We start from the raw sequence: 840 nt of genomic DNA on the forward strand, positions 1-840 counted from the left end.
GAGATCGTTTTGATGTTTGGCGCCTCCTTATTGTTATTTAAGCTGCTGTTTTCTAAAAGCAGTCAGGATTTGACGCGACTGATACTAGTGGGCGTAATCTTTGGCGTGCTGTTTCGTAGCTTATCAGCTTTAATTGCGAGGCTGATTAATCCCGATGACTTTGTGGTGGTACAGTCGGCAAGTTACGCGCAATTCAATACCGTCAATCCGCAGCTACTGGGCATCAGTATGGTTATCTGCGTGATAAGCGCTCTGTTTGTCTGGCGCTGTCGTTACCAGTGTGATGTGTTGATGCTCGGTAAATCGCAGGCCATTAACCTTGGCATCAATTATCAACGCTTGGCATTTGGACTGTTAATCGTCATCGCTGTATTGGTCGCCACCGCCACCGCGCTAGTGGGTCCGGTGACTTTCTTTGGGCTACTGGTCTGCGCCTTGACCAACCGTTTGGCGCGTCATATGTATCATAGTGAGCGGCTGATACTCGTCAGTCTGATCGCCATGATTTGCTTGGTATTGGGTCAAACGATATTTGAGCAACTGCTCGGTATGGCTGGCGTGTTGTCCGTAGTGATAGAGCTAGCGGGCGGATTGATGTTTTTGGCATTGATATTTATGTCTCAACGTCGTTCTTTATGACTATTTAGCTGACACTATTCATTTAGTTAATACGATTCATCAAGAAAACCCTAAGATTTTTTAAAATAAGACGATTATGATTAAACTGAATAATATCTCTCACCATATCGGTAAACAACAGATCTTGCATGACATTACGTTGACCTTACCAACAGCACAGGTGATTGCTCTGATTGGCCCTAATGGCGCTGGGAAGTCTAC

General features: G+C 45.1%; 2 protein-coding genes. Both read left to right on the top strand.

Annotated elements, in window-relative coordinates:
* On the top strand, positions 1-639 hold a 639-nt coding region (locus ACS8FD_RS18680), incomplete at its 5' end, for an iron chelate uptake ABC transporter family permease subunit (RefSeq protein ID WP_439276949.1).
* Positions 640-715: 76 nt separating this feature from the next.
* Positions 716-840 (top strand): ATP-binding cassette domain-containing protein (locus ACS8FD_RS18685; protein WP_439276950.1); only part of this gene is annotated, 125 nt, incomplete at its 3' end.

The sequence above is a fragment of the Psychrobacter sp. 1U2 genome, assembly GCF_051847575.1.